General features: G+C 69.4%; 19 protein-coding genes. All 19 read left to right on the forward strand.

From position 1 onward, the window contains the following. Nucleotides 1-15 precede the first annotated feature (15 nt). The 19 genes from ftsZ (at nucleotide 16) to KX816_03225 (ending at nucleotide 22,354) form a co-directional block, all read left to right on the forward strand. Entirely contained in the window at nucleotides 16-1,458 is a 1,443-nt protein-coding gene (ftsZ, locus tag KX816_03135) for a cell division protein FtsZ (protein ID QXQ07065.1), read from the forward strand. A 178-nt stretch (nucleotides 1,459-1,636) separates the two neighbouring features. Continuing rightward, nucleotides 1,637-2,761, forward strand: a complete 1,125-nt coding sequence (locus KX816_03140) for a CoA transferase (protein QXQ07066.1) — start codon at nucleotides 1,637-1,639, stop codon at nucleotides 2,759-2,761. After that, the gene (locus KX816_03145) at nucleotides 2,758-3,615 is read left to right on the forward strand and encodes a retropepsin-like domain-containing protein (GenBank protein QXQ07067.1); all 858 of its coding nucleotides are present in this window, start codon (nucleotides 2,758-2,760) and stop codon (nucleotides 3,613-3,615) included. Before KX816_03140 ends, KX816_03145 begins: the two co-directional genes overlap by 4 nt. Further along, the gene (locus tag KX816_03150) at nucleotides 3,612-4,775 is read left to right on the forward strand and encodes a deoxyguanosinetriphosphate triphosphohydrolase (GenBank protein ID QXQ07068.1); all 1,164 of its coding nucleotides are present in this window, start codon (nucleotides 3,612-3,614) and stop codon (nucleotides 4,773-4,775) included. The genes KX816_03145 and KX816_03150 overlap by 4 nt, the downstream gene beginning before the upstream one ends. 480 nt (nucleotides 4,776-5,255) lie before the next feature. Continuing rightward, nucleotides 5,256-5,543, forward strand: coding sequence for a hypothetical protein (locus KX816_03155; GenBank protein QXQ07069.1), 288 nt, complete (start codon nucleotides 5,256-5,258; stop codon nucleotides 5,541-5,543). Nucleotides 5,544-5,764: 221 nt separating this feature from the next. Next, the gene (gene argS, locus KX816_03160) at nucleotides 5,765-7,504 is read left to right on the forward strand and encodes an arginine--tRNA ligase (protein ID QXQ07070.1); all 1,740 of its coding nucleotides are present in this window, start codon (nucleotides 5,765-5,767) and stop codon (nucleotides 7,502-7,504) included. Then, on the forward strand, nucleotides 7,504-8,397 hold the full coding sequence (locus KX816_03165; GenBank protein QXQ07071.1) for an SPOR domain-containing protein: 894 nt from the start codon (nucleotides 7,504-7,506) through the stop codon (nucleotides 8,395-8,397). Before argS ends, KX816_03165 begins: the two co-directional genes overlap by 1 nt. Continuing rightward, nucleotides 8,394-9,395, forward strand: coding sequence for a beta-N-acetylhexosaminidase (gene nagZ, locus KX816_03170; GenBank protein ID QXQ07072.1), 1,002 nt, complete (start codon nucleotides 8,394-8,396; stop codon nucleotides 9,393-9,395). Before KX816_03165 ends, nagZ begins: the two co-directional genes overlap by 4 nt. After that, nucleotides 9,392-10,273, forward strand: coding sequence for a segregation/condensation protein A (locus KX816_03175; protein QXQ07073.1), 882 nt, complete (start codon nucleotides 9,392-9,394; stop codon nucleotides 10,271-10,273). The genes nagZ and KX816_03175 overlap by 4 nt, the downstream gene beginning before the upstream one ends. Next, on the forward strand, nucleotides 10,270-10,818 hold the full coding sequence (gene scpB / locus KX816_03180) for an SMC-Scp complex subunit ScpB (protein ID QXQ07074.1): 549 nt from the start codon (nucleotides 10,270-10,272) through the stop codon (nucleotides 10,816-10,818). Before KX816_03175 ends, scpB begins: the two co-directional genes overlap by 4 nt. Nucleotides 10,819-10,939: 121 nt before the next feature. Then, a complete protein-coding gene (locus tag KX816_03185; GenBank protein QXQ08373.1) occupies nucleotides 10,940-11,929 on the forward strand; it encodes an adenosine kinase in 990 nt (329 codons plus the stop codon). 171 nt (nucleotides 11,930-12,100) lie between these two features. Then, nucleotides 12,101-13,000: a thymidylate synthase gene (thyA, locus tag KX816_03190; GenBank protein QXQ07075.1), complete on the forward strand. Its 900-nt coding sequence runs from the start codon at nucleotides 12,101-12,103 to the stop codon at nucleotides 12,998-13,000. A gap of 23 nt (nucleotides 13,001-13,023) precedes the next feature. After that, nucleotides 13,024-13,500, forward strand: coding sequence for a dihydrofolate reductase (locus KX816_03195; protein QXQ08374.1), 477 nt, complete (start codon nucleotides 13,024-13,026; stop codon nucleotides 13,498-13,500). 26 nt (nucleotides 13,501-13,526) lie between these two features. Then, nucleotides 13,527-14,696 (forward strand): dipeptidase, encoded by a 1,170-nt coding sequence (locus KX816_03200; GenBank protein ID QXQ07076.1) that lies wholly within the window; start codon nucleotides 13,527-13,529, stop codon nucleotides 14,694-14,696. Between the two features lie 25 nt (nucleotides 14,697-14,721). Continuing rightward, nucleotides 14,722-15,642 carry a bifunctional riboflavin kinase/FAD synthetase gene (locus KX816_03205; protein QXQ07077.1) on the forward strand — a complete coding sequence of 307 codons (921 nt, stop codon included), beginning with the start codon at nucleotides 14,722-14,724 and terminating at the stop codon, nucleotides 15,640-15,642. A gap of 10 nt (nucleotides 15,643-15,652) precedes the next feature. Beyond that, nucleotides 15,653-18,619 (forward strand): isoleucine--tRNA ligase, encoded by a 2,967-nt coding sequence (gene ileS / locus KX816_03210; protein QXQ07078.1) that lies wholly within the window; start codon nucleotides 15,653-15,655, stop codon nucleotides 18,617-18,619. Further along, nucleotides 18,612-19,112, forward strand: a complete 501-nt coding sequence (gene lspA / locus KX816_03215) for a signal peptidase II (protein ID QXQ07079.1) — start codon at nucleotides 18,612-18,614, stop codon at nucleotides 19,110-19,112. Before ileS ends, lspA begins: the two co-directional genes overlap by 8 nt. Further along, nucleotides 19,109-19,543, forward strand: a complete 435-nt coding sequence (locus KX816_03220; protein QXQ07080.1) for a DUF3035 domain-containing protein — start codon at nucleotides 19,109-19,111, stop codon at nucleotides 19,541-19,543. Before lspA ends, KX816_03220 begins: the two co-directional genes overlap by 4 nt. A gap of 45 nt (nucleotides 19,544-19,588) precedes the next feature. Beyond that, nucleotides 19,589-22,354 carry a [protein-PII] uridylyltransferase gene (locus KX816_03225; protein ID QXQ07081.1) on the forward strand — a complete coding sequence of 922 codons (2,766 nt, stop codon included), beginning with the start codon at nucleotides 19,589-19,591 and terminating at the stop codon, nucleotides 22,352-22,354. Nucleotides 22,355-22,399: the final 45 nt, after the last annotated feature.

Here is a 22,399-nt window from a genome sequence, read left to right on the forward strand (position 1 = left end):
CAAGGGAGATACGACATGCTGGAACTGCAACGACCGCAGCTGACAGAGCTCAAGCCACGGATCACCGTAATCGGGGTCGGCGGAGCGGGCGGTAACGCGGTCGCCAACATGATCAACGCGCAGTTGCAGGGCGTCGACTTCGTCGTCGCCAATACCGACGCGCAGGCGCTGCAGGCGTCGAAGGCCGAAACCCGGATCCAGCTCGGGCTCAAGATCACGCAAGGCCTTGGTGCCGGGTCGCGGCCGGAGATCGGCAAGGCCTCGGCCGAAGAGACCATCGACCAGCTCGAGAACGCACTCGAAGGCTGCCACATGTGCTTCATTACCGCGGGCATGGGCGGCGGTACCGGCACCGGTGCGGCGCCCGTCGTGGCGCGCGCTGCCCGCGAGAAGGGGATCCTGACCGTCGGCGTCGTCACCAAGCCGTTTGCCTTCGAGGGGCTGCGCCGGATGCGCGCCGCCGAGGACGGCATCATGGAGCTGCAGCAGCACGTCGACACGCTGATCATCATCCCGAACCAGAACCTGTTCCTGATCGCCAACGCCAACACCACGTTCAAGGAGGCCTTCGGCATGGCCGACCAGGTCCTCCACCAGGGCGTCCGCGGCATCACCGACCTGATGATCATGCCGGGCCTGATCAACCTCGACTTCGCCGACATCCGCACCGTGATGTCGGAAATGGGCAAGGCGATGATGGGCACCGGCGAGGCCAGCGGCGAGCGCCGCGCCATTGAGGCCGCCGAGAAGGCGATCGCCAACCCGCTGCTCGACGAAGTCTCGATGCGGGGCGCCAAGGGCGTCATCATCAACATCACCGGCGGCGACGACCTGCGCCTCCACGAAGTCGACGAGGCCGCGACCCACATCCGCGAGATGGTCGACCCCGACGCCAACATCATCGTCGGCTCGGCATTCAACCCCGACCTCAACGGCATGATGCGCGTCTCGGTCGTCGCGACCGGCATCGATGTCGTCGCCCGCACCCCGAGCGTCCAGGCACCGCGTCCGAGCATGTTCAGCCGCAACAACGGCAGCTTCGACGGCCCGACCGTCGCGGTCCCCGGCCGCACCACGCCCGTCGCCGAGCCGTTGCCGGAGCCCAAGGCAGCCGTGCCCGAGCCCGAGCCGGTGATGCCGTTGCCCGAGCTGGCGATGAGCGAGGAGCTCGACCTCGCCCAGGCCGAGCTGATCGAGGAGGAGCCGCAGCCGCTGATTGCGCAGTTTACCCCCAAGGCATCGACCGCTGCCCCGGTGATACGGATTCGTCCCCCGGAGCCCGAGCCTGCGCCCGAGGAGCCGCTGTCGCTGTTCCAGAAGATGCTCAACCTCAGCCGTGGTACAAAGCCCGCAGCGCCGCGCGCCCCGACGACACTGGCCCCGGAGCCCGAGCGCCAGCCCGAGGCAGGGACCGACGTCGAGATCCCGCCGTTCTTCCGCCGCCAGATCAACGAGTAAGCGCAGACCGACTGCCCTGTGATCTCCGCGCTGGCGGGGACCCATGAACACGACATTCCGAGATCGTGGGTCCCCGCCGCCGCGGGGATGACACAGCGCTCGCTCGAAGCATCCCCCCTCGCTTGACCACACACCCCGCAGCGAGGCATCACGCCCGCCTCATTGGGGAGAGCGCCGTATGCCCGGACCACTTGCCGGCCTTCGCATCATCGAGTTGGCGGGCATCGGCCCGGGACCGTTCGCGGGCATGATGCTCGCCGACCACGGCGCCGAGGTCATCCGGGTCGAGCGGCCGGGCACGCGTGTGGACGCGCGCGATCCGCTGCTGCGCTCGCGCCGGACGATCCATGTCGACCTGAAGAGCGCGGACGGCATCGCTTTGATCCGCGAGATGGCCAAGGGCGCGGACGGCTTCTTCGAAGGCTTCCGACCCGGCGTTACCGAGCGCCTCGGGCTGGGGCCGGAGGTGCTGCTGCTCGACAATCCGAAATTGGTCTATGGCCGCATGACCGGCTGGGGCCAGACCGGGCCTTATGCTGCGTCGGCGGGGCACGACATCAACTACATCGCGCTGGCGGGCGCACTCCACGGCTACGGCCGCGCCGGCGACAAGCCGACCCCGCCGATCAACATGGTCGGCGACTTCGGCGGCGGAGGCATGATGCTGGCATTCGGCATGGTCAGCGCCTTCCTGCACGCCGCAAAGACCGGCGAGGGCCAGGTCATCGACGTCGCCATGACCGACGGTGCGGCGGTTCTAAACGCGATGATCTGGGGCTTCCGCGCCAACGGCATCTGGTCCGACGACCGCGGCGTCAACATGCTCGATACAGGGGCGCACTTCTACGACACCTACGAGACCGCCGACGGCAAGTGGCTGTCGATCGGCTCGATCGAACCGCAGTTCTACGCCGAGCTGCGGCGCTTCGCAGGCCTCACCGACGACGGCGACTTCGATGCCCAGATGAGCCGCTCCGCCTGGGGGCCCCTCAAGGCCAAGCTGACCGCGCTGTTCCTGTCGCGGACCCGCGACGAATGGTGCGCGCTGATGGAGATGACCGACGTCTGCTTCGCGCCGGTGCTGAGCATGGCCGAGGCACCGACCCACCCGCACAACGCCGCACGCGGTACGTTTGTCGAGGCCGATGGCGTCATGCAACCCGCGCCGGCCCCGCGTTACTCGGTAAGCGAGACGGTCGTGCCGGTGATGGCGAGCAAGCCTGACAGTGCCGCCATATTGAGCAGCCTGGGCTTCGCCGACGCGCGGATTGCTGCCTTGAAGGCGAGCGGCACGGTCGGGTGAGGTTTATCGACCGGCGGTTCTTCATGGCGGCGGGCGCGGCGCTGGCGTTGCTGCCGGGCACGGCGGGCGCCCAGCCGGTGCAGATGAAGCGCGCCGGCGGGCACCTGCTGATCCCGGTGACGGTCGGCGGGCGGACGGTCGACGCGGTGCTCGACACTGCCGCCGAGGCGTCGGTCGTCGACAAGGCGTTCGCCGCCGAGCTTGGCCTCAAGGGGTATCGCACCGCGACCGCGCGCGGGTCGGGCGCGGCGAGCATCCAGACGCAGTTGGTCAAGGGCGTCGTGCTGCAGGTCGCCGGCTTGACCCTGCGCCCGCGCTTCGTGGCGATCATCGACCTCGGCGACATCGGCCGGCGGCTGATCGGTCGCCCGATTTCGATGATCCTCGGGCGCGAGTTCTTCGATGCCAGCCGGATCGCGGTCGATGTCGACGCGGCGACGCTGACCCCGCTCGACCGTAGCCGCGAACCCGCCGGCAAGCGCGTCGCGCTGACCCCCCGCCGCGGCGTCGAGCAGGTCGCGGTCACCATCGAGGGCATCGCCGCGACCGCGGACTTCGACATCGGCAACGCCGGACACGTCCTGATCGGCGAGGCCTTCGCTGCCCGGCACGGCTTCCTGACCGGCCGCCCGCTCGGCAGCATCGGCGGCGGCGGCATCGGCGGCGAGGCGCGCCAGTCCACGCTGGCCCTCAAGAGCCTCGACATCGCCGGGCGCCGCTTCACCAACATCGTTGCCGCGGTCGACGCCAACCCGGAGGCCGCCGACTGCAACGTCGGCACGCAGGTGCTGCGGTCCTTCGGCATCGTCGCCGACTTCGCCCGGCACGCGGTCTGGCTCGACGCCCGGGCATGAGCATCCGACCCTACGCCAGCGACCCCGCCCGGTCGCGCGGGCGCGAGCATCCCGAGACCGCCAGCGCGACCCGCGACGCCTTCCAGCGCGACCGCGACCGCATCGTCCATTCGAGCGCCTTCCGCCGCCTCCGCGACAAGACCCAGGTCTTCGTCGCCCCCGACGGTGACCATTTCCGCGTCCGCCTGACCCACAGCCTCGAGGTCGCCCAGATCGCCCGCACCTTGGCCCGCGCGCTCGGCCTCAACGAGGACCTGACCGAAGCCTGCGCGCTCGCCCACGACATCGGCCACCCGCCATTCGGCCACTCCGGCGAGGACGCGCTGCAAGCCGCGATGGCCCCCTACGGCGGCTTCGACCACAATGCCCAGACCGTCCGCGTGCTGACCCGGCTCGAGCACCGCTACCCCGCCCACGATGGCCTCAACCTGAGCTGGGAGACCGTCGAAGGCCTCGCCAAGCACAACGGGCCTGTCGTCGCCGCACCCTGGGCACTGGCCGAGATCGACGCCGCGTGGCCGCTCGAGCTCGCGTCGTGGCCGGGGCTCGAGGCGCAGGTCGCGGCGCTCGCGGACGATATCGCGTACGACAACCACGACCTCGACGACGGTATCCGGGCCGGACTGTTCAGCCTCGACGAGCTGCTCGCCGTCCCGTTCACCGCCGACTGCTGGACGGCGGTCAAGGCGCGGTTCCCGGCGACCACCGAGAAGCGGCGGCTGATCCCCGAACTGGTCCGCGAGCAGATCGGCCGGATGACCACCGACCTGCTGGCCGAGACCCGCGTCCGGCTCGCCGAAGCCGCGCCCCGGTCGGTCGAGGACGTCCGCGCCGTCGGCCGCGCGCTGGTCGCGTTCTCGCCCGCGATGGTCGCGGCGGAGACCGCGCTCAAGGCGTTCCTCCGCGCCCGCATGTACCGCCACCCGAGCGTGCTGGCGCTCCGCGACCCGTCGCAGCACATCGTCGCCGGCCTGTTCGACGCGCTCCACGCCGATCCCGACCGGCTGCCCGAGCAATGGCGCGCGACGCTGCCCCCGGTCGAGCCGTTCCGCGCCCGGCATATCGCGGACTTCATCGCCGGCATGACCGACCGCTTCGCCATCCGCGAGTACGAGCGGCTGGTCGGCCCATCGCCGCTGCCCGACGGCGTGAGCTTCTGACGCCCGCGCCGGGTGTGAAACGGGCGGAATGGTACGAACTTTCCGCTTAAACAGTAAACTTCGCTCAAGTGGCGAGCGGGACGGCGCGGCTCCGCACCGCGCGTCGAGATCGCGCCCGTGGCGCGGCGTTGCAAACGATCGGTCATTGCTGTCGTGTACCACATCGGTACGCCTGTAGGACAGGTATCACCGCGCTGCGACAATGCCGGAGCGCGCAATCCAACCCCCATTGTCATCCCGGGCTCGACCCGGGACCCAGCTAACCCAGCGCCCGGACTCCGTGGTTAGCTGGGTCCCGGGTCAAGCCCAGGATGACAATTGATGCGTGCACGGTAACTGGCCGCGGGAAAGAGTATGCGGCTACAGCGTAGGTGGTGAACTACTTGCTATGATTGTGACGACCGTCCGCCTTTAGGTTCGGATAGGCTATCGCGGTTTGCCAGGGTGGACGCGTACCATTTCCACCACTAAGTCGAACCGGTGAACGCTAAGGATCTCTTGCAGCGCACCGCCAAGGTCATTGCGGCCTTGTGCGCCGTGTCCGTCGTCCTCCTTTCAGTCTTTGGTTTTATCGTCGGAAGCTCGATGGGTGGTCATCCGCTCCAAGAACCCGACTTATTTGCAGCCCTGATCGTAGTTCCGATATTCGCGGTCACTGGTTCGGTATGGGCAACCCTCAACGAAAATCGAACGCCCGCCGCTAGTATGGTGACGTACATTGCCGTCGCCGCCGCGCCGATTGCTTGGTACGCGCTGACCCGCGTCTAACCTGCACGACTGCTTTTAGGTCAGACCAGATCGAATCTGAACGTCCACAATTGAGCTGTTTCCCGCCACCGCCGAAACGGTCCCCCGTATCAGAACAGCCACAAGCCCGACACGTCCGGGCAGACGAGCGCCGACCCGACGCCCGACGCCTCACCCGATGTTGGCCAACCCCCGCCGACCCCCTATAGCGGCGGCCACGTACAGCAACACCGGACCCCGCCTTGCCCACCCTCTACCAGCGTTTCGAAGCCCATGTCGCCGACGCCCTCGCAGCGCTCGTCGCGGACGGGGACCTGCCGGCGGGGTTGAACTTCGCGCATGTCACGGTCGAGCCGCCGCGCGACCCGACGCACGGCGACCTCGCGACCAACGCCGCGATGGTGCTCGCCAAGCCTGCCGGCCTGAAGCCGCGCGACATCGCGCTGGCGCTGGCACAGAAGCTCGCCCGGCTTCCCGAAGTCGACAGCGCCGAGCCCGCCGGGCCGGGGTTCCTCAACCTCGGCCTGCGCTCCGACGTGTGGCGCGCGGAGCTCGGTGCGATCCTCGGGGAGGGCGTCGATTACGGGCGCTCCGACCTCGGCAAGGGCTCGACCGTCAACGTCGAGTACGTCTCCGCCAACCCGACCGGCCCGATGCACATGGGGCATTGCCGGGGTGCGGTGGTCGGCGACGCGCTGGCCGATATCCTCGCTTATTCGGGCTTCGTGGTGACGCGGGAATATTACGTCAACGACGCCGGCGGGCAGGTCGATACGCTCGCGCGGTCGGTGCACCTGCGCTACCGCGAGGCGCTGGGCGCGACCATCGAGATCCCCGAGGGCCTGTATCCGGGCGACTATCTGGTGCCGGTCGGCGAGGCGCTGGCGAAGCAATATGGCGACCGCTACGTCGACGCCCCCGAGAGCGAATGGCTGGCGCTGTTCCGCAAGGACGCGGTCCACCGCATGATGGACCTGATCCGCGAGGACCTGAAACTGCTCGGCATCGAGCACGACGTGGTCAGCTACGAGTCCGACGTGCAGGCGGCGAAGAAGCCCGAGGCGGCGGAGGCCCGGCTGCGCGCCGAGGGCCTCGTCTACGACGGCGTCCTCGAAGCGCCGAAGGGCAAGGAGCCCGACGACGACTGGGAGCCGGTGACGCTGCCGCTGTTCCGCGCGACGAAGTTCGGCGACGACCAGGACCGCCCGATCAAGAAGTCCGACGGCAGCTGGACCTACTTCGGCGCCGACATGGCCTACCATTATCAAAAGTCGGAGAGTGCCGACCAGCTCATCGACATCTGGGGCGCGGACCACGGCGGCACCGTCAAGCGCATCCGGGCGGCGGTTCAGGCGCTGACCGCCAAGGACGGCAAATCGATGCCGTTCGACGTCAAGCTGATCCAGATGGTCCGGCTCCTGCGCAACGGCGAGCCGGTCAAGATGTCGAAGCGCTCCGGCTCGTTCGTGACGCTGGCCGACGTCGTGCGCGAGGTCGGCAAGGACGTCGTGCGCTTCATGATGCTGACCAAGCGCGCCGACAGCCAGCTCGATTTCGACTTCGCCCACGTCGTCGAGCAGTCGCGCGAGAACCCGGTGTTCTACGTCCAGTACGCCCACGCCCGCATCCACTCGATCCAGCGCCGCGCCGCCGAGGCCGGGATGGTGCTGCCGGAGCCCGACTTCGCGCGCCTCGACGATGCCGAGCTGGCACTGGTCAAGCTGTGCGCGCAGTGGCCGCGCACCGTCGAGGCGGCGGCGACGACGCACGAGCCGCACCGCATCGCCTTCTACCTCGGCGACCTCGCGGCGGCGTTCCACTCGCTGTGGAACCAGGGCAACGATGACCCCGCGCGGCGCTTCGTCGTGGCGGACGATGCAGCGCTGACATCGGCACGGCTGGCGCTGGCGCGGGGTGTCGGGCAGATTATCCGCAATGGGCTCGGCCTGATGGGGGTCGAGCCGGTCGAGGAACTTCACTGATGGCGCGTCGCCCGGTCGAACCCGATTACGACGACGATGCACCCTGGCTGTCGAGCGTCGAGGACGAGCAGCGCGGCGGCACCACCTACGTGCCGCGCCGCCGCCTGATCGGCGGCGTCGCGGTGTTCCTGGTGCTGCTCGCGGTCATTCTCGGCGGGCTGTGGTTCGTCACCAAGGGCCCGCGCCAGACCGGCAGCAGTGGCACCTATGCGACGCCGGAGGAGGCGCCGCTGATCGCCGCCGACCCCGGTCCGTACAAGGTCGCGCCCGGCCCCGATGACCCGCAGGGGGCCGACGTCGACCAGAACGGCAGCGACATGCACGGCGTCAGCCAGGGCGAGGCCCCCGCCGGTGCGCTCGACGCGAACGCGACGCCCGAGACGCCGGGCCAGTCCCCGGATGTCGAGGGCGAGCCGACGGACCTGCTGCCGCCGAGCGCCGGGGCCTCGGTCACCGCCGCGATCCCGCCGGTGCGACCGGGGACCGCTCCGAAGGCGATCGCTGTGCCCGCCGCGCCGGTGGCCACCATCCGTCCGCCCGCTCCGGTCGTGGCCAAGCCCGTGGTTGCGCCTCCGCCCGCGACGATCAAGCCGCTGCCCAAGGTCGCCGCGCTGCCGCCGGGAGCGCCCGCGCCCAAGCTCGTCGTGTCGTCGGGCAACGTCGCGCTCCAGCTCGGGGCCTTCTCGACGAGCGCCAAGGCGAACAGCGTCTGGGACGAATATTCGAAGCGCTTCAAGTACCTCGGCGGCCTCGGCAAGTCGGTCCAGTCGGTCGATCACGGCGGCGCCACCCTGTACCGCCTGCGCGCGACGGGCGTCGCCGACCGCGCCACCGCCGACGACCTGTGCGCACGCCTGAAGGTAGCGGGCGTCGAGTGCGTGGTGGCCAAGTGACACCGCTCATCCTCGGCATGTCGGGCGCGGCGCTGACCGACGACGAGCGCGCCCTGTTCCGCGCCGCCGATCCGGCCGGGTACATCGTCTTCAAGCGCAACTGCATCGACCCCGAGCAACTGCTGGCGCTGACCGACAGCCTGCGTGACCTGTCGGGTCGTGACGTGCCGATCCTGATCGACCAGGAGGGCGGGCGCGTCGCGCGGCTGCAGCCGCCACACTGGCCGCTGTTTCCCGCCGCAGCCGCGTTCGGCGAACTGTTCGACCTCGCGCCGTTCTCCGGGATCGAGGCCGCCAAGGTCAACGCGGAGGCGATCGCGCTGACGCTGCGTGCGGTCGGCGTCAACGTCGACTGCCTGCCGCTGCTCGACGTGCCGCAGCCCGACGGCCACGGCATCATCGGCGACCGCGCTTTCTCGACCGACCCGATGTGGGTCGCGGGGCTGGGCAAAGCGACGCTCGACGGATTGAAGGCTGGCGGCGTCTGCGGTGTCGTCAAGCACATCCCCGGCCACGGCCGCGCGCGCGTCGACAGCCACCTCGCGCTGCCCGTCGTCGACGCCAGCCGCGAGGAGTTGGAGATCGACTTCACCCCGTTCCGCAAGCTCAAGACCGCGCCGATGGCGATGACCGCGCACGTCGTCTACACTGCGCTGGACCCGGACCGCTGCGCGACGCTGTCGCCGATCGTGATCGAGGACATCATCCGCGGTTTCATCGGTTTCGACGGGCTGCTGATGTCCGACGACCTCGGCATGAAGGCGCTGGGCGGGGCCTTCGGCGACCGCACGACCGGGGCGCTCGCCGCCGGTTGCGATATCGCGCTGCATTGTTCGGGCGACATGGCCGAGATGCAGGCGATCGTCGATGCCAGCCCGGAAATGACCTCCGCAGCCATGCGGCGGCTGAACGCCGCGATGGCGTGGGCGGCGAAACCCTCGAAACGCGCGGTCGCGGACCTGATCGACAAGCGCGACGCGTTGCTGGCGCTGACGTGACCTCCCCCTCCCCTTCAGGGGAGGGGCGCGGAGAGACGGCGCACTTCAGCGCCGGCCCCGAGGGTGGGAACTTCGGTACGGGTGAAGAACCCACCCCGGGGCCGGCTGCGCCGTCTCTCCGACCCTCCCCTGAAGGGGAGGGTGGCAGGCAGGGCACCGGCGACGTCCTGACCCTCACCCTCGACGGCTGGGAGGGTCCGCTCGATCTGCTCCTGACCTTGGCGCGGAGCCAGAAGGTCGACCTCGCCAAGCTGTCGATCCTCGACCTCGTCGACCAGTACCTCGTGTTCATCGCCGATGCGCGCGCGCTGCGGCTGGAGCTGGCGGCAGACTATCTCGTGATGGCGGCGTGGCTGGCGTACCTGAAGTCGTGCCTGTTGCTGCCGCCCGACCCGGAGGCCGACCCCGACCCGCACGAACTCGCGCTGCGCCTGCAGTGGCAGCTCCAGCGTCTCGACGCGATGCGCGAGGCCGGCGGTCGCTTGATGGGCCGCGACCAGCACGGGCGCGAGATCTTTCGCCGCGCCGCGCCCGAGGGTCTGCGGATGCAGGTGCGGGCGCGCTACGAATGCACGCTGTACGAACTGCTCAGCGGCTATGGCGGCGTCCGGGCACGCACCGCGCAGGGGGTCTACCAGGTGCGGCGGCGCGCGGTGCTGGCGCTCGACGAGGCGATCGAGCGGCTCGGGCGGCTGCTCGGCACCGCGCTCGACTGGACCGCGCTGGCGACGTTCCTGCCGGATGAGGACGAGCCCGACTACGCCCGCTCGGTGCTTGCCAGCACTTTCGTCGCGGCGCTCGAGCTGGCGCGGCAGGGGAGGGTCGACCTGAGCCAGGGCGAGGCGTTCTCGCCGCTGCTGCTGCGGGCGCGGGCATGAGCGACCTGCTCCGCGAGGTCGAGGCGCTGCTCTTCGCCGCTGCCGCACCGATGACGCCGGCCGAACTGGCGCGCTATCTCCCCGACGGCAGCGACGTCGATGCGCTGCTCGCCGAACTCGCGGAGCGCTATGCAGCAAGCGGCATCAACGTCGTCGAGCGCGGTGGTCGCTGGTTGTTCCAGACCGCCCCTGACCTCGCGCACGTCCTGGCCCCGTCGCGCGACCGACCAGCGAAGCTGTCGCGCGCCGCGGTCGAGACGCTCGCCATCGTCGCGTACCACGAGCCGGTGACGCGTCCCGAGATCGAGGCGATCCGCGGCGTCGGCGTGTCCGGCGGCACCCTCGACGTGCTGATGGAGGCGGGCTGGGTGCGCCCCGCCGGACGCCGCGAGACCCCGGGGCGACCGCTACAGTACGCGACCACCGGCGGCTTCCTCGTGCATTTCGGGCTCGCCTCGCGCCGCGACCTGCCGGGGTTGGCGGACCTCAAGGCAGCCGGGCTGCTCGATGCGGAGGCGGTTGCCGAGATGGAGACAGACAGCTAACCCACGCCCGTCATCCCCGCGCAGGCGGGGACCCATCAGCCCAGCATTTCGGGGTGATGGGTCCTCGCCTGCGCGGGGATGACGATGTTTTGCGCGAGAGCCCCCTATGACCGACAATGCCATGACCCACGACATCGACGTCCTCGCGATCGGCAATGCGCTGGTCGACGTCATCGCCACCGCCGACGCCGGTTTCCTCGCCGCGAACGACATTCCCAAGGGCTCGATGCGCCTGATCGGGGCCGACGACGCCGAGCGGCTGTACGCGCTGATCGGGTCGTCGAAGGAAGTCTCGGGCGGGTCGGCGGCGAACACCGTCGCGGGCATCGCGGCGATGGGCGGCAAGCCCGCCTTCATCGGCCGGGTCGCGACCGACCAGCTCGGCGAGGTCTTCGCGCATGACATCCGTGCCGCCGGCGTATCCTACGACGTCGCGCCGATGGCCGACGGCCCGCCGACCGGGCGCTGCCTGATCGTGGTGACCCCCGACGGCGACCGCACGATGAGCACCTACCTCGGCGCCTGCCAGGAACTGAGCGAGGCTGACGTCGACGAGGCGGTCGTGCGCTCGGCCGCGGTGCTCTACCTCGAAGGCTATCTGTGGGACCCCGAGCACCCGCGTGCCGCGATGAAGAAAGCCATCAAGATCGCGCGCGATGCGGGCCGCAAGGTCGCCTTTACGCTGTCCGACGTGTTCTGCGTCGAGGGCCACCGCGAGGACTTCATCGAGCTTCTCGCTGGCCATGTCGACGTCATGTTCGGCAACGAGAACGAGGTTTGCGCCCTGTACCAGACGACCAACCTCGACGCCGCGATGAGCGAGCTCGGCAAGCACGCCAAGATCGCCGTCGTCACCCGGTCCGAGAGCGGCGCAGTGGTGTTGGTCGATGGCGAGCGCCACGTCGTGCCGTGCCATCCCGCGACCCAGGTGCTCGACACCACCGGCGCCGGCGACCTGTTCGCCGCCGGCTTCCTGAGCGGGCTGGTCGCGGGGCGCTCGCTGTCGGACTGCGCGCGGCAGGGCACGATCGCGGCCGCCGAGATCATCTCGCACTACGGCGCGCGCCCGGAGCGCGATTTGCGCGCCCTGATCGCCGAGGTGATGGGCTGAAGACTCCAGGTTGTCATTCCGGCGAACGCCGGGACCCAGCTTGGTCCAGCGTTCACAATCCGTGCGGAAGGCAACTGGGTCCCGGGTCAAGCCCGGGATGACAATGGGGCGCCGGGATGACAATGGGTTCGCCGGGATGACAACGCGGGACGCTCCGGGATAAGACCGCACATGCGAACCGGCGAAGACCAGTATCTCGACCTCGTCCGGCGCGTGTGGGAGCACGGCGTCGTCCGCGGCGACCGCACCGGCACCGGCACCCGGGCGCTGTTCGGCGAGACTTTGCGCTTCGACCTGTCGGACGGCACGGTGCCGATCCTGACCACCAAGCGCGTCTACTGGAAGACCGCGGTGCGCGAGATGCTGTGGTTCCTCGGCGGCGAAACCTCGATCGTGCCGCTCGTCCGCGACGGCGTCCACATCTGGACCGACTGGCCGCTGGAGAAATACAATAAGGCGACCGGCGAAGCTCTGGACCGCGACGCGTTCGAGGCGCGGCTGCTGAACGACGACGCCTTCGCCGCCGAATGGGGCGACCTCGGGCCGGTCTATGGCCACCAGTGGCGGCACTGGCCCCGGCATCCCGACGACACCGAGGGCATCGACCAGATCGCCGCGCTGGTCGACGGCCTTCGCCACAACCCGGCGTCGCGGCGGCACATCTTCACCGGCTGGAACGTCGCCGACCTCGACCGCATGGCGCTGCCGCCATGCCACATGACGTACCAGTATTTCGTCGCGGATGGCAGGCTGTCGGGCATCCTTTACCAGCGCTCGTGCGACCTCGGACTGGGCTTTGCGTTCAACATCTTCGAGGCGGCGCTGCTGCTGCGGATGCTGGCCCAGCAGTGCGACCTCGAGCCCGGCGAGCTGGTCTGGATGGGCGCCGACTGCCACCTCTACCTCAACCACGCCGAGCTCGTGGAGACGCAACTGGCGCGCACCCCGAAGCCGTTCCCAACCTTGAGCCTGACCCGCCGCCCGCCGTCGATCCTCGACTATCGGTTCGAGGATTTCGTGGTCGACGGCTATGACCCGCACCCGCCGATCAGCGCGCCGGTGGCGGTTTGACGGAGCGGCGCGACCCCCGAACAATCATCAGCCTCGTGGTCGCCCGCGCCGACAACGGCGTCATCGGCCGAGACAACGCGCTGCCGTGGCGCATCCCCGCCGACCTCGCGCACTTCAAGCGGCTGACCATGGGCAAGCCGATCATCATGGGGCGGCGGACGTTCGAGTCGATCGGCCGCCCGCTACCGGGCCGGCTCAACATCGTGCTGAGCCGCGATCCGGACTGGCGGGCGGAGGGCGTGACGGTGGCCGCGAGCCTGTCCGACATGCTGGCGAACGACGTGCCCGAGATCGCGATCATCGGCGGCGCACAGGTCTATGCGGAGGCATTGCCGCTGGCGACGCATGTCTATCTGACCGAGGTCCATTCCGCGCCGGAGGGCGATACCTGGCTGCCGGCGTTCGATGCGGGCGAGTGGCGCGAGACGGCGCGCGAGGCCCATGGTGCCGCGGGCGGCCAGCCGGGCTATAGCTTCGTGACGCTCGAACGGCGCAGCTAAGCGCCGGGGCCAACGGGGGGACGAACATGAGCTGGCGCAAGATTTCGGCGTGGGCGCTTGGGCTGGTCGTCGTCGCCATCGCCGCCTTCCTGACCTTCGCCCCCGGCATCGCCGAAAGCGGCATGAACCGCATCCAGGGCAGCGGCATCTGGCCGGTGAGCGTGCGGGCGAAGGCGCTGCACAAGACGCTGTTCGTCGCCGACATGCACGCCGACACTTTGCTGTGGAAACGCGACTTCGCCGACCAGGCGACGCGCGGCCACGTCGACCTGCCGCGGCTCGCACAGGGTCATGTCGCGCTGCAGATCCTGTCGTCGGTGACCAAGACGCCGAAGGGGCAGAACTACGACTCGAACTCCGACAAGACCGACAACATCACGCTGCTGGCGGTGGCGCAGCTCCAGCCGGTGCGGACCTGGGGGTCGCTGCTGGAGCGCTCGCTGTGGCATGCCGAGAAACTGCACCGCGACGTCGCCGCCAACCCGAAGGCGCTGCGCCTCGTCCTGACCCGCCGCGACCTGGCGGCGCTTGCGGCCGACCAGGGGCTGGCGCCGCGCCCGGTCGGGACGATGCTGTCCGTCGAGGGCGCGCACAATCTGGAGGGGAAGCTCGCCAACCTCGACCGGCTGTACGACGCCGGGTTCCGCATGATCGGGCTGGCGCATTTCTTCGACAACGAGCTCGCCGGCTCGATGCACGGCGAGCGCAAATACGGGCTGACCCCCTTCGGCCTCAAGGTCATGCGCGCGATGGAGGCGAAGTCGATGCTCGTCGACCTCGCGCACTGCAGCCACGCCTGCTTCGCCGACGTCATGCGGCTGGCGGCGCGCCCGGTCGTGGTCAGCCACGGCGGGGTCAAGGCGACCTGCAACACCAATCGCAACCTGTCCGACGACGAGCTGCGCCTGCTCGCGAAGAACGGCGGCGTCATCGGCATCGGCTATTGGGATGCGGCGGTGTGCGCCCCGACACCCGCCGCGACGGCGCGCGCGATCGTCCACGCGGTCGCGGTCGCGGGCATCGACCACGTCGGGCTGGGGTCGGATTTCGACGGCTCGGTGACCACCGGTTTCGACACCGCGCACCTCGACGCCGTGACCCAGGCGCTGATCGACGCGGGGCTGTCCGACGCCGACATCGCCAAGGTCATGGGCGGCAACGTGCAGCGCCTGCTCCTCGCGGGGTTGCCCGCCTGACCGGCGGGCCGCTACAGGCACCATCATGGAGCGCATCATCGGAGGGGGCGTCGTGCCCGATGCGTTGCGCGGCGGCATCGTCGCGCTCGGTAACTTCGACGGTTTTCACTTCGGGCACCAGGCCGTCGTCGGCCGCGCGCTGGCCAAGGCGCGCGCCGAGGGCCGCCCGGCGCTGGTCGCGACCTTCGACCCGCACCCGGCGCGGCTGTTCCGGCCCGACGCGCCGCCGTTCGCGCTGACCCGCATCGAGCAGCGGCTGGACCTGTTCGAGGCGTTCGGCATCGACGGTGCGGTGGTGCTGCCCTTCGACCACGCGCTCGCTGCCGAGACCGCTGAGGGCTTCTGCGCCAAATGGCTGGCTGACCGGATCGGCGCGGCGGGCGTGGTCAGCGGCGACGACTTTACCTTCGGGGTCAAGCGCTCGGGCGACGTCTCGGCCTTGTCCCGGCTTGGCGCGGAGCACGGCTTCAGCGCCGAAGTCGTGGCTCCGGTCGCCGACACCGGTGGACAGATCTCCTCGACCCGCATCCGGGCGCTGCTGGCGGACGCCGATCCCAAGGGCGCGGCGGCACTGCTGACCCGCCCCTACACCATCGTCGGCGAGGTCGAGCACGGTGCCAAGCTCGGCCGCAGCCTCGGCTTCCCGACCGCGAATATCGACATGGGGCCGTATCTGCGGCCCGCGTACGGCGTTTATGCGGTCCGCGTCCGGCACGCGGGCCGCGCCTACGACGGTGTCGCCAACCTCGGCGTGCGCCCGATGATCGAGCCGCCGAAGGAGTTGCTGGAGGCGTGGCTGTTCGACTTCGACGGCGACCTCTACGGCGCGACGCTGGCGGTCGAGCTCGTCGCGTTCCTCCGTCCGGAGCTGAAGCTGCCCGACCTCGACGCGCTCAAGGCGCAGGTCGCCACCGACGCGCGTGACGCGCGCGCCGCACTCGGCTAGACGCCGCGCCATGACCGAACGCGATTACCGCTCGACCGTATTCCTGCCGAAGACCGAGTTCCCGATGAAAGCCGGGCTGGCGGCGAAGGAGCCGCAGATTCTCGCCCGCTGGCAGGCGGAGCGGCTGTACGACCGGCTGCGCACCGAGCGCGCCCGGCGGCCCCGCTTCATCCTCCACGACGGCCCGCCCTACGCCAACGGCGACATCCATATGGGCCACGCCATGAACAAGGTGCTGAAGGATGTCATCGTGCGCTCGCGCTCGATGCTCGGCTTCGACGCACCGTACGTGCCCGGCTGGGACTGCCACGGCCTGCCGATCGAGTGGAAGGTCGAGGAGAAGTACCGGGCGAAGAAGCTCGACAAGGACGCCGTCCCCGGCCCCGAATTCCGCGCCGAGTGCCGCGCTTATGCCGCCGACTGGGTCGCCCGCCAGCGCGGCCAGTTCGAGCGCCTCGGCGTCATGGGCGACTGGGACAACCCGTACCTCACGATGAACTTTGCCGCCGAAGCGACAATCGTCGCCGAGCTGCTGAAGTTCGCCACCAGCGGGCAATTGTATCGCGGCGCCAAGCCGGTGATGTGGTCGCCGGTCGAGAAGACCGCGCTCGCCGAGGCCGAGGTCGAGTACGCGGACATCGTCAGCACGCAGATCGACGTGGCGTTCGAGATCGTGGAGAGCGCGATCCCGGAGCTGGTCGGCGCGTACGCGGTGATCTGGACGACGACGCCGTGGACGATCCCGGTGAACCAGGCTTTGGCTTACGGGCCGGAGGTTGAGTACGTTCTCACCCAGATCAACCAAGCCATCGGGCAGGAGCCTCATCCTCTCGTTGGTCGCTCGATAGTAGTAGCAACCGATCTGCTGACCCAGACTGAGCAGCGCTTGGGTTGCGTACTCACAGCGATGCTCGGTAGGCAATCGATGCATCTTAAAGGCTCCGACCTCGCCGGTACCGTCGCCCGTCATCCGATGCACGCCCTCGGCGGCTTCTTCGCGCGCCCGCGGCCGTTCCTCGCGGGCGATTTCGTCACCACCGAGCAGGGCACGGGGCTTGTCCACATGGCGCCCGATCACGGCGAGGACGATTTCATCCTGTGCAAGGCGAACGGGCTCGAGCCGGTGTTCGCAGTGGAGGGCGACGGCAAGTACCGCGCCGACTGGGGCTGGCTCGGCGGGCAGGGCAGCGTCATCAATGCGAAGTTCAACGCCCCCGACGGGCCAATCTGCACCGAGTTGCGCGAGGCTGGCGCGTTGCTGGCGGCGAGCGCGGACTATGCGCACAGTTATCCGCACTCGTGGCGCTCGCATGCCAAGCTGATCTTCCGGGCGACGCCGCAGTGGTTCATCCCGATGGACGCTCCCTCGCCCCTCGGGGGGGAGGGACAGGTTGCCCGCTTGGGCGACCAGGGAGAGGGGGCGGGGGCGGATGCTTCGAAGGGTGCGGCCGCGTCCCCTCTCCCTGGTCGCGAAGATGCGACCGGTCCCTCCCCCTCAAGGGGGGAGGGTAGTAACGGGGCGACGCTGCGCGAGATCGCCCTCGACGCGATCGAGCGCACCCGCTGGGTGCCCGCCCGCGCGCAGAACCGCATCCGCGCGATGGTCGACGGGCGCCCCGACTGGGTGATCAGCCGCCAGCGCGCGTGGGGTGTACCGATCACGCTGTTCGTCGACCGCCTCACCGGCGAGTATCTTCGCGACGACGCCGTCAACGCGCGGATCGTCGAGGCCGTCCAGAACCAGGGCGCCGATGCCTGGTGGGCGACCGACGCGGCGCACTTCCTCGGGTCGGGCCGAGACCCCGCCGACTACGAGCGCGTCGACGACATCCTCGACGTGTGGTTCGACAGCGGCTCGACCCACGCCTTCGTCATCGAGGCGCGCTACGGCGAGGGCGTCCGCGCCGACCTGTATGTCGAGGGCTCCGACCAGCACCGCGGCTGGTTCCAGTCGTCGCTGCTCGAGAGCGCCGGCACCCGCGGCCGCGCCCCCTATGACGCGGTGCTGACCCACGGCTTCGCGCTCGACGCGCAGGGCAAGAAGATGTCGAAGTCGGTCGGCAACACCGTCGATCCGCTCAAGATCATGGACGACGCCGGCGCCGACATCTTGCGGCTGTGGGTGGTCTCGACCGACTATTTCGAGGACGTCCGCATCGGCAAGGAAATGCTGAGCGGCCAGTCCGACGCCTACCGCAAGCTGCGCAACAATTTCCGCTACATGCTCGGGGCGCTCGACGGGTTTACCGCGGCGGAGGCCGTGCCGGTGGCCGAGATGCCCGAGCTCGAGCGTTGGGTGCTGCACCGGCTGGCGGAGCTCGACGTCGAGGTCCGGCGCGCCACGGAGAGCTTCGAGTTCGGCCCGATGATGGTGGCGATCAACGCCTTCGCCAACCAGGACCTGTCGGCGTTCGTCTTCGATATCCGCAAGGACAGCCTGTACTGCGACGCCGCCGACGATCCGAAGCGCCGCGCCTACCGGACGGTGCTCGACCGGGTCTTCGATTGCCTGGTCAAGTGGCTCGCGCCGGTGCTGGTGTTCACCTGCGAGGAGGTGTGGACGACGCGCTTCCCCGACGCGGGCTCGGTGCACCTCGGCGAATGGCCGGTAATCCCCGCCGACTGGCGCGACGACGCGCTGGCCGAGCGCTGGGAGCGGTTGCGGGTGCTGCGCAGCCTCGCGACGCAGGCAATCGAGCCGTTCCGCAAGGACAAGATCGTCGGCACCAGCCTTGCTGCCGCGCTCGACATCCGTGCCGGTGCGGAGGAGGCGGCGCTGGTTGCTTCGAGCAACTTCCAGGAGCTCGCGATCAGCGGCGCGGTCAGCATCGACATCGTCGGCGACGCCGGCTCGTTCGAGGTCGGAGTCCGCCCGAGCGACGACGCGCGCTGCGAACGTTGCTGGCGTCACCTGCCGGACGTCGCTACGGACACCGGGCTTTGTGACCGGTGTTCGAGTGTTGTCGCCCATGCCTAACCGTCTCGCCCGTACCGGCTACCTGCTCGCCCTCGCGGTGTTCGTCGTCGACCAGTTGGTCAAATACTGGATCGTCCACGTCGTCGAGCTGCAGAAGCACGGCTGGGTCGACGTCGCGCCCTTCCTGACCCTGACCTGGGTCGCCAACGTCGGTGTCTCGATGGGCCTGCTGCCGGCCAGCGGCGACCTGATGCGCTGGGTCCTCGTCGCGGGTACGGGTGCGATCGCGGCTTTGGTCGCGGTGTGGATCGCGCGCGAGCGTGTCCGCGGCGACGTCGTCGCGCTGGGCCTCGTGCTAGGCGGCGCGCTCGGCAACATCATCGATCGCATCCGGTTGGGGTATGTCGTCGACTTCGTTCATGTCGCGTACGGGTGGTTCGACTTTAAATATGTCTTCAACGTCGCCGATGCGGCTATAAGCGTCGGCGTCGCCATGTTGCTGGTGCGCGCGTTGCTGGTGCGCAAGGCGCCGGCGACCGAGGAGTTGTCATGAAGCTGTACGTTGCCGTTGCCGTTCTCGCCGTCGCCTCGCTTGGCTTAACCGCCTGCGGCAAGGGCGGGCGATCGGCCAGCAAGGGCCCCGACGAGTTCGCGATCAGCCGCAATGCGCCGCTGGTCGTGCCGCCGGACTACTCGCTTGCGCCCCCACGTCCCGGCGAGCCGCGCCCGCTCGGCGATGCCAACACCCAGACCCAGGCGGCCGAGGCGCTGTTCGGTCCGGGCGTCAAGGTACCGCCGAAGTCCGCCGCCGAGCAGCAGCTGCTCGACAAGGCCGGCGCCTCGCGGCCCGACCCGGCGATCCGCTCGAACGCCGGCGACCCCAAGACGCTGACCGTCGACAAGGGCGTCTTCCTGCGCGACCTGATGGCGGCCCAGCCCGGCAGCACCAACGCGCCCGTCGCCGAGGTCAAGATCGGCGGGTAACTGCCGGTAGCGCAAGCCCGGCGGAACCCCTATTTGAGTCCGGCCATGGCATCGCGTTTCGACACCGTCGCCAACCGGCGCGCTATCATCGACCGGCGTGTCGTTACCGACCAGCTGCGCGCGCTCGCGGACGCCGAGCCGGGCCGTGACGCGCGCCGCGCCGGGGCGACCGAGATCATTCGCACCGCGCTCGAGGCCGGCCGCGCCGAGCTGACCCGCCGCCTGCACCATGCGCCGTCGCGTGGACGCGACTACGCCACCGCCTACGCCTTCCTGACCGACCAGTTGCTGCGGCTGGTCTTCGACTTCACCACGACCACGCTCCTGCCGGTCGCCAACCCGACCGCGGCCGAGCGCCTCGCACTGATCGCTGTGGGCGGCTATGGGCGCGGCGAGATGGCGCCGTTCTCGGACATCGACATCCTGTTCCTGACGCCCTGGAAGCAGACGCCGTGGGGCGAGCAGGTCATCGAGACCATCCTGTATCTGCTGTGGGACCTGAAGCTGAAGATCGGCCACGCGACGCGGTCGCTCGACGACATGATCCGCATGGCGAAGTCCGACCTCAGCATCCGCACCGCGCTGTTGGAGGCGCGCTTTATATGGGGCGACCAAGCGCTCTACGACGAGGCCGGCGCGCGCTTCCGCAAGGAGATCGTCGCCGGCAATGCCCGCCAGTTCATCGCCGACAAGCTCGCCGAGCGCGACGCCCGCCATAAGCGCATGGGCGACAGCCGCTACGTCGTCGAGCCCAATCTCAAGGAGGGCAAGGGCGGGCTTCGTGACCTCCACACCCTGTTCTGGATCGGCAAGTTCGCCTACCAGGTCGAGACTGTCGACGGCCTCGTCGAGAAGGGCCTGCTGACTGCGCCCGAGCTGGCGCAATTCCGGCGGGCCGAGAACTTCCTGTGGGCGGTGCGCTGCAACCTCCACGACATTGCCGGCCGCGCCGAGGAGCGCCTGACCTTCGACGTCCAGCGCGAGCTGTCGGGGCGGCTGCGCTACACCGACCGCGCCGGGCTGTCGGCGATCGAGCGCTTCATGCGGCACTATTTCCTCGTCGCGCGCCAGGTCGGTGATTTGACCGGGCTGTTTCTCAGCCATGTCGAGGAGACCTTTTCCAAGGGCTCGTGGCTGCCGACTTTCACGCGGCGGCCGCGGCGGCTGTCCGGCTTCACCGTGCGCAGCGGCCGGATCGGGCTGCCGAACGAGGACTTCTTCAAGGCCGACCCGGTGCGGCTCATCGAGATGTTCGTCGCCGCGGACCGCGAGGGGCTCGACATCCATCCGCTGGCGATGCGCCAGGCTGGGCACGACGCCCACCTGATCAGCGAAGCGGTGCGCAAGGACCCCCGCGCCAACGCGCTGTTCCTCGAGCTGCTGACCTCGCAGAAGACCCCGGAGCGGGTTCTGCGCTGGATGAGCGAAGCGGGTGTGTTCGGCCGCTTCATCCCCGACTTCGGGCGCGTCGTGGCGCAGATGCAGTACGACATGTACCACCACTACACCGTCGACGAGCACACCATCCGGGCGCTTGGTCTGGTCGCGCGGATCGAGAGCGGCGACCTCAAGAGCGAGCACCCGCTTTCGTCCACGGTCATCCATCAACTGCTCTCGCGCCGGGTCCTGTACGTTGCCGTGCTGCTGCACGACATCGCCAAGGGCCGCGGCGGCGACCACAGCGAGCTTGGTGCCGCGATCGCCGAGAAGCTGTGCCCGCGGCTGGGCCTGAGTGCGGCCGAGACCGAGACCGTCGCCTGGCTCGTGCGCTACCACCTGTTGATGTCGTCGACGGCGTTCAAACGCGACCTCAGCGACTTCAAGACGATCCTCGATTACGCCGAGCTGGTGGCCTCGCCCGAGCGACTGCGCCTGCTGCTGATCCTGACCGTGGTCGATATCCGCGCCGTCGGTCCCGGCGTCTGGAACGGCTGGAAGGGGCAGCTGCTCCGCGAGCTGTACGAGGGCGCCGAGGAGGTGCTTCGCCTCGGCCACAAGCAGAAGGGCCGCAGCGAGCGCGTCGCAGCGAAACAGGCGGCGCTGGCCGCCGACCTCGAGTGGCCGAAGGCCGAGTTCGACGCTTATGCGGCGCGGATGACCGAGGCGTACTGGGTCGCCGAGCCCGCCGACGTGCTGCTCAAGAACGCCGTCCAGGTCGAGCGCGCCGACTTCGAGAAGCTGCCGCTGTCGATCGGCGCTCAGGTCGACTTCGCCTCGGGGACGACGCTGGTGACGGTCTATGCCGCCGACCATCCGGGCCTGTTCTACCGCGTCGCCGGGGCGATCTCGCTGTCGGGGGCAAACATCCTCGACGCGCGCATCCACACCACCCGCGATGGCCAGGCGCTCGACAATTTCATCGTCGCCGACCCGCTCGGACGGCCGTTCGCCGAGGCCGGCCAGCTGGCGCGGCTGAAGCGCACCATCGAGGACGTCCTGACCGGCAAGGTGCGGCTCGCCGACCGGTTGGCCGCGCGCCCTCTCGCGAGACGGCGCGCGGAGGTGTTCCGCGTCGAGCCCAACGTGCTGACGGACAACAAGGCGTCGAACCGCTTCACCGTCGTCGAGGTCGCCGCGCTCGACCGGCCGGCGCTTCTGTACAGCCTGACCTATGCGCTGTTCCAAGCGCGGCTGACGATCCACAGCGCGCACATCGCGACCTACGGCGAGCGCGCTACCGACACCTTCTACGTCACCGACCTGACCGGTGAGAAGATCGACAATGCGGTCCGCCTCAAGGGCATCGAGAAGCGCCTGATCGAGGTTGCAGCGGCGCGCAGCGAGGGCTTCGAGGCGATCGCGGCAGAATAGCGTACCCGTTATAGCGTACCCGTTCCGCCTGTTTCTCCGATCGAC

Source organism: Sphingosinicellaceae bacterium (assembly GCA_019285715.1).
In the GTDB taxonomy this organism is placed as follows: domain Bacteria; phylum Pseudomonadota; class Alphaproteobacteria; order Sphingomonadales; family Sphingomonadaceae; genus Glacieibacterium.